The 7,094-nt window shown below is 42.3% G+C and carries 11 protein-coding genes; 1 reads left to right on the plus strand and 10 read right to left on the minus strand.

Annotation, left to right across the window (positions count from 1 at the left end; genetic code table 11):
- From WKF69_RS14810 to rplC, 7 genes are all read right to left on the minus strand, one after another.
- Nucleotides 1-262, minus strand: a 262-nt coding sequence (locus tag WKF69_RS14810; protein WP_340382849.1) for a KH domain-containing protein, incomplete at its 3' end; no start/stop codon positions are given.
- A gap of 5 nt (nt 263-267) precedes the next feature.
- Nucleotides 268-630, minus strand: a complete 363-nt coding sequence (gene rplV / locus WKF69_RS14815) for a 50S ribosomal protein L22 (RefSeq protein ID WP_340382850.1) — start codon at nt 628-630, stop codon at nt 268-270.
- Between the two features lie 3 nt (nt 631-633).
- Entirely contained in the window at nt 634-900 is a 267-nt protein-coding gene (gene rpsS, locus WKF69_RS14820; RefSeq protein ID WP_079702237.1) for a 30S ribosomal protein S19, read from the minus strand.
- The gene (gene rplB, locus WKF69_RS14825; RefSeq protein WP_340382851.1) at nt 900-1,724 is read right to left on the minus strand and encodes a 50S ribosomal protein L2; all 825 of its coding nucleotides are present in this window, start codon (nt 1,722-1,724) and stop codon (nt 900-902) included. Before rplB ends, rpsS begins: the two co-directional genes overlap by 1 nt.
- 7 nt (nt 1,725-1,731) lie before the next feature.
- Nucleotides 1,732-2,022, minus strand: a complete 291-nt coding sequence (gene rplW, locus WKF69_RS14830) for a 50S ribosomal protein L23 (RefSeq protein WP_340382852.1) — start codon at nt 2,020-2,022, stop codon at nt 1,732-1,734.
- 1 nt (nt 2,023) lies between these two features.
- A complete protein-coding gene (gene rplD, locus WKF69_RS14835; protein WP_340382853.1) occupies nt 2,024-2,653 on the minus strand; it encodes a 50S ribosomal protein L4 in 630 nt (209 codons plus the stop codon).
- Between the two features lie 4 nt (nt 2,654-2,657).
- Nucleotides 2,658-3,275: a 50S ribosomal protein L3 gene (gene rplC, locus WKF69_RS14840; RefSeq protein ID WP_340382854.1), complete on the minus strand. Its 618-nt coding sequence runs from the start codon at nt 3,273-3,275 to the stop codon at nt 2,658-2,660.
- A 735-nt stretch (nt 3,276-4,010) separates the two neighbouring features.
- Between rplC and WKF69_RS14845 the strand changes: the two genes are divergently transcribed.
- Complete coding sequence (locus tag WKF69_RS14845) at nt 4,011-4,598, plus strand: hypothetical protein (RefSeq protein WP_340382855.1); 588 nt, start codon at nt 4,011-4,013, stop codon at nt 4,596-4,598.
- 43 nt (nt 4,599-4,641) lie between these two features.
- Here the strand turns inward: WKF69_RS14845 and WKF69_RS14850 are convergent, their stop codons facing one another.
- From WKF69_RS14850 to WKF69_RS14860, 3 genes are all read right to left on the minus strand, one after another.
- A complete protein-coding gene (locus WKF69_RS14850) occupies nt 4,642-4,881 on the minus strand; it encodes a HepT-like ribonuclease domain-containing protein (protein WP_340382864.1) in 240 nt (79 codons plus the stop codon).
- A complete protein-coding gene (locus WKF69_RS14855; protein WP_340382856.1) occupies nt 4,866-5,114 on the minus strand; it encodes a nucleotidyltransferase domain-containing protein in 249 nt (82 codons plus the stop codon). The genes WKF69_RS14850 and WKF69_RS14855 overlap by 16 nt, the downstream gene beginning before the upstream one ends.
- Before the next feature lie 579 nt (nt 5,115-5,693).
- A partial coding sequence (locus WKF69_RS14860; protein ID WP_340382857.1) for a hypothetical protein occupies nt 5,694-7,094 on the minus strand: 1,401 nt, incomplete at its 5' end.

The raw sequence follows: 7,094 nt of genomic DNA on the forward strand, positions 1-7,094 counted from the left end.
CTTTGATCTTGTCAACTTCCTGTCCACCTTTTCCAATCACGATACCCGGACGGGCAGTGTGGATAGTGATGGTGATACGTTTCAAAGTACGCTCGATAACAACTTTCGAGATACCGCCCTTTGAGATACGTGCAGCCAGGTATTTCCTGATCTTTTCGTCCTCAACTAATTTCTCAGAGTAATCGTTTCCACCGAACCAATTAGAATCCCAACCTTTGATGATTCCTAATCTGTTTCCTATCGGATGTGCTTTTTGTCCCATTTCTCTTAATTAGCTTTTGGTTCAGTATTTTTACTATCAACTATCAGTGTAACGTGGTTAGAACGTTTACGAATTCTATGTCCGCGACCCTGAGGAGCTGGTCTTAATCTTTTTAACTGGCGTCCACCGTCAACCATGATTGTTTTTACGTACAATTCATTGTCTTCCGGACGTTGGCCTTCATTTTTAGACTCCCAATTTTTTATAGCGGATAATAAAAGTTTTTCAACTCTTATCGCAGCTTCTTTATTGGTAAACTTTAAAATATATAAAGCCTTTTCAACCCGTTCACCTCTGATCAGATCAACAACCAATCTCATCTTACGTGGTGAGGTAGGGCAATCGTTTAATTTTGCTATTGCTTCCATTGCTTATTTCTTCTTATCAGAGTGACCTCTGAATGTTCTCGTTGGAGAAAATTCACCAAGCTTATGACCAACCATGTTTTCAGTTACATAAACCGGGATAAATTTATTCCCGTTGTGCACTGCAAATGTGTGGCCTACGAAATCCGGAGAGATCATTGACCTGCGTGACCAAGTTTTGATCACCGATTTTTTGTTACCCTCATTCATTGTAGATACTTTCTTCTCTACGTTATGATCTATATAGGGTCCTTTTTTTATTGAACGAGCCATTATTTCTTCCTTCTCTCTATGATGTAACGATCAGATGATTTCTTTTTATCGCGGGTTTTGAAGCCTTTAGATAATAAACCTTTTCTAGAGCGTGGATGACCACCAGATGATCTTCCTTCACCACCACCCATAGGGTGATCGACAGGGTTCATTGCCACACCACGAACTCTTGGACGGCGTCCTAACCAACGATTTCTACCGGCTTTACCTAACACCTCGTTAGCTTTTTCAGAGTTGGAAACCGTACCGATAGTTGCTATACAAGTAGCCAGAATCATACGCGTCTCGCCAGAAGGCATTTTAATGATCGCATACTTACCATCACGTGCTGAAAGCTGTGCATACGTGCCCGCGCTTCTTGCAATGATAGCTCCCTGACCAGGGTTCAGTTCAATGTTGTGAATAATTGATCCCAAAGGAATGTTCTTCAATGGAAGCGCATTTCCAACTTCCGGAGCTGAGCCTTCGCCTGAAGTAATCTTCATGCCAACTTTTAAGCCTTCCGGAGCAATGATGTAACGTTTCTCACCGTCAGCGTAATGCACTAATGCAATACGTGCGCTACGGTTCGGATCGTACTCAATAGTGGCAACAGTTGCGGGGATATCGTTTTTATCGCGTTTAAAATCAATCAATCGGTATGACTTTTTATGTCCCCCACCGAGATAACGCATAGTCATTTTACCGGAATTATTTCTACCACCGGATTTCTTGATGCTGGTAACTAACGATTTTTCTGGAACGTTAGTCGTTACATCAGAGAAAACTCCTCCTACTCTGAAACGAGTACCCGGGGTAACCGGTTTAAATCTTCTTACTGCCATGTCTTAATTAAATATTGCTGTAAAAGTCAATGGTTTCACCATCACTAAGAGTAACTATAGCTTTTTTGTATTTAGGAGCATTTCCTGATACAACACCTGCTTTAGTGTTACGCGATTTTGATTTTCCAAAGACTACCGCTGTGTTGATAGCTTTGATGTTCACGCCATACATTTTTTCGATCGCACCTTTGATCTCTAATTTGTTGGCTCTGTGGTCTACTTTGAAAGTAAAGCGGTTTAACTTTTCAGTTAATGCCGATGCTTTCTCTGTTAGGATTGGTTTCTTTAAAATTTCCATCTTACTTCGCGAACGCCTCCGTTAATGTTTTAACAGTCTCAGTTGTAAGCAATAGCGTTCCTGCATTTAACACATCATATGTATTTAACTCTGCAGCAGTTACCACTTTCGCTTTTTTGATGTTTCTGCTTGATAAATAAACATTGCTATTTGCTGCTGGCAAAACCAATAACGACTTAGCGTTAGTAAGGTTAAGATCAGCAACCAATTTTACGTAGTTCTTAGTCTTTACAGAATCAAAGCTGAAATCCTCTAAAACTACGATGCTATTATCTTGTGCTTTATATGTAAGTGCTGATTTACGCGCTAATGATTTAAGCTTTTTGTTCAGCTTAAAACCGTAATCGCGGGGCTGCGGACCGAATATACGACCACCACCATTGAATAATGGCGATTTGATAGATCCTGCACGGGCACCACCAGTACCTTTTTGTTTGTATAATTTTCTGGTAGATCCAGCGATTTCATTACGCTGCTTAGACTTGTGTGTTCCCTGGCGTTGATTCGCAAGGTATTGCTTAACGTCTAAGTAGATCGCATGATCATTTGGCTCTACGGCGAAGATCGCATCAGGAAGCTGCACCTTGGCACCTGTTTCTTTACCTGATATATTTATAACCTTAACTTCCATCTTCCTATTTATCAACGATTACGTAAGAACCTTTAGCTCCCGGTATTGAACCGCTAACTACCAATAAGTTTTGCTCTGTGTACACCTTCAAAACCTGAAGATTCTGAATTTTAACGCGATCACCACCCATTCGTCCTGCCATGCGCATTCCTTTGAATACACGTGAAGGCCATGAAGAAGCTCCAAGTGAACCTGGCGCTCTTAACCTGTTGTGCTGACCGTGAGTCTGACCACCCACACCGGCAAATCCGTAGCGTTTTACAACACCCTGAAATCCTTTACCTTTTGAGGTACCAACAACATCAACAAAGTCGCCTTCCACGAAGATTGAAACGTCAACTGTATCACCAAGGGCTTTCTCATCCTCAAAAGTTTTGAACTCAACCAGCTTGCGCTTTGGAGTTGTACCAGCTTTCGCGAAATGTCCTTTAAGTGAACCGGTTGTGTTTTTTTCCTTCTTGTCTGAGAAAGCTAACTGAACTGCGGTGTAGCCGTCTGTATCGACGGTACGTAGTTGAGTAACCACGCATGGGCCAGCTTCGATAACTGTGCACGGGATGTTCTTCCCGTCAGCATCGAAAATGCTGGTCATTCCTACTTTTTTTCCAATAATTCCTGACATTTTCTAAATTCAATTTGTGTCCATCGAAGCAGTAGGGCTTCGTTCAAGACATAGTAAACCCCTCTAAAGGGAGGGCAAAGATAGGAAAGTCTTATCAAATATCAAATAGTTGCGTAGTTATTTTTGAAGAATTTATAAGTTTTAGGTCGTAAGTTATAAGTATACGTTTTAATGCATTTTAAAAGGGTTGGCTTTTTCATCAGCGATTAGGAAGTTGTAAATTTTTCGTTATACGTTTTAGGCTTACTAAACGCTGTAAGATGGGAGAGTCGAGATGGGAAATGTGAAAAGCGAGAGACGAGGTGCATATCCACCCAGTGTCCCTCGCTGGCGGGGTTGGGGGTGGCTAATTTTTCTATTGGAAAGCAATTCCTGATTTTCATCGGCACCGCCAGTCCGGTGCTCTGGAGTAGTTTTGCTCAGAACGGACACATATCATTTTATAAATGAAGTTTGAGCAAAAGCTACTCCTGCCGCCCCGGTTTAGCTAACACCGGTTCATAGCATCTATTTACGTCAGTTCCGAGCAACGAATTGTAGACAATTGCAGAACGTTTTTCGAGAAAGTGCAAAGTCGTGCCGTAGAAGCCATTCTCTCACCCAGACGTAAAACGCATAGCGTAATACCCGATCACGACTTATAACTTACAACTCTATCCACTCAGACGTATAACCTATAACTCACAAACAATAAACCCACCCCAAATTCTGTTCTATAACTCTAAAACTAAATTTATGTCGAGACTAAAATTTACCCTTTTACTCCTTATAGTATATACAACACAAAACGTTCATGCTCAAAAAGGGGGTAATACGCTCGCCGAGCAATACCAGAATCTGATCATGTACTCCGGTGGCTACCCGGGGTATAAACAGATCCGTCAGCAAAAGGTGGACTTGTTGTGGAAAAATGTTTCAGATACACTTGCCGCACAACGGTTATTACTAAAAGAAGCAAAATTGCAACTAGGCTCTGATGACCAGGCTTTCCTGGCCTCGAAAGCTGAGTTAGAAAATGTGAAGAAAGAGAATGCCCTATTCAAAGCCCGGACTGGCCGGAACAGCGTCCTTGGTTTATATGTAGAAACCGGGACTTATAATATGATCATGTGGGGAATAATCTTCCTCCTTGGCGCAGGATTGGGTTTTGCCATTTACCGCTCCACTTCAGCTCTGAAAGAAGCACGCTACCGAACCGGCCTGTACAATGACCTTACCGGCGAGTTTCAGAAACACAAGGTCAATTCCAATGAAAAAGAGAAGAAGCTTGCCCGGGAACTGCAGACGGAAAGGAATAGGCTTGCAGAGATGTCGGGAAGGTAAAATTGATGGCCCTCTTCTCTTAGGGCCATTGGATGACGCGTTTTTACTTTTCCAATTCTATTACTGCCTCAATCCATTCCTTTAGCATGGGTATATCGGTAATAACAGAATCCCAAACTATGTCATAGTCTACACCGAAATAATGATGAATTATCCTGTTCCGAATATCACTCATCTCACGCCAGGGTATGTAACTATATTTTGCTTTGCGAGAGATGCATACTCTACCGTTCTTAAGATATGCGGTCCTATGAAAGGGCTTAAAGATTACACGGTTACTAATTCAACTCTCCGGCCAAAGATTTCTTCCAGATAGTAGTTTAAGGCAAGGAAATTCCTAAAGGTCTTACGAGTCTTGCTTAGTTCTACCAGCAGATCGATATCGCTGTCTTTACTCTCTTCACCGCGTAAAAAAGAGCCGAATAGACCAATCCTTTCAACACCAAATTCAGCAAGATGATGCTTTCTATCAGATAATTCTCTCAGGATATCCTGCTTTTCCAATGGCTGGCCCATATACAAAAATAACAATTAAATATAAGATGTAGATAGATCCTGGATATATGTTTAATGAATCGCCAGAAGAGGTCAGACTTGAGGAAACGTCGGGGATGTAAACCCATTAATTCTCGCCAGTGAAAAGCTACTATCGAGTTGTAAAATACCTCAACGGTGTAGTGAAAAGCTACTATGGAGTAGTTAAAAGTAACTATCGAGTAGCAAATTACCTCAACGGAGTAGTAAAAAGCTACTATTGAGTAGTTCAAAGCTACTATCGAGTAGTAAATAGCTGCAACTGAGTAGTAATTAACTGCAACGATGGAGCAAATAGCTACAACGATGGAGTAAATAACTGCAACGGTGTAGTAAATAGCTACAACGATAGAGTTAATAGCTGCAACAGAGTAGCAAATAACTCAAACAGGGTAGTAAACTACTGTAACGTAGTAGCAAATAACTGCAATTGAGTAGTAAATAACTGCAGCGGTGAAGTAATTAACTACATTGATGCGTTTAATAGACACATCGCAGGAAGATCAATCAAGAATTAGACCGAAAGTAGCCGCTTTGCGGATATGTCAAAGTTAAAATTGCTTATTGAATAACAGTTAAGTTTAAACTGCCGGCGGAAAGTGCTGCTCCTCCTATTGCGTTAAAATTACGGTATCTCACAGTTACCACATTAGTAGCACTTACTCTTGCTGACATAATTCCCAACCCTGTCAAAAGAGCAGGATTAGGCGACGCCACGACAGTGCCTGAAGTCGTTGCTCCGGTAACCGTGTAAGTTACTTCAAGTTCATTATTGGCTGCCACGCTTACGACAGAGGTCGGAGCAGTGTTCGGCGATTTAATCATACCTACTACCGCTTGAACGAATGCGGTAGTTGCAATTTGTATATTATTTGTTGTTATTGCTGCTGTGGGAGCAGTCGGGATCCCAGTGAGTGCCGGTGAAGCAATATTTGCTTTTAAATTACCCGCAGCTGTAACAAATTCAGTCGTGGCCAACTGAATCGTGTTAGTATTTGCTGCGGCAGTAGGTGCTGTGGGAATGCCAGTAAATGCAGGTGATGCCGTGATCGCAAGCGTGCCCGTAGTTGGCAAAGTGATATTAGTCGCGCCAGTTGCAGTTAATGCAATGTTTGCTCCGGACAGTGTCAAAGTATTGTTATTAGGAACGCCGGTCCCGCCATTAAGTGGAGCTACTACGCCGGTCACATTAGTAGCGCTAGTAGCATTCCCCGACAATGCACCTCTGAAAATAGTTGCCGTCAACTCTCCCGTTTGAGGGATAAAGCTTAATTTGGTATTGCTTACAAATGGAAGCTGCGTTCCTGTAATACCGGAAACAAATGTAGGATACATGGTTGTATTCGAAACCACGTCATTAGCAATACTAATCTCCACCGCTCTCTGAGCATCCAAAGCCGCCGTAGCAGTACCCGTAACATTGCCTGTCAGCGGGCCTACGAAACCTTTAGCTGTAAGTACACCTGTAGATGGAACGTAACTTAGATTGGCAGGGCCCACTTGCAGAGGCTGATTTCCCGGTGACGCTTTTACAAAAACGGGATATGCCACAGTTGGACTGACTATATCCTCTGTGATATTTGAATTCGTTGAATTTGTTGCATTGATAGCTGTGTTAGCTGAAGTAGCATTCCCATTTAACGTTCCGACAAAACTTGTAGCAGTTAAAGCACCTGTCGAAGGAACAAAGGATAACCTTGAACTTGCTGTACGCTGATTCTGATAGCCTGAAGTCGCGTTAACGAACGTTGGAAATACTGGGGTTGCAGTAGCTACGTCATCGGTAACGTTCGTATTCAATGTATTAGTGGATGTCAGATTTGCTACCGCCGTGTTAGACGCAACAACCAATGGAGCTGCTCCGGTTGGAATAATTGAAGTAAAGGTGTTTGCGGTCAGGTTACCAGTAGCCGGCACGAAGGTAAGCCTACCATCGGCGGTACGCTGGCCCATATTACCTGA

The organism is Daejeonella sp., from assembly GCF_037719425.1.
Taxonomy (GTDB): Bacteria; Bacteroidota; Bacteroidia; order Sphingobacteriales; family Sphingobacteriaceae; genus Daejeonella.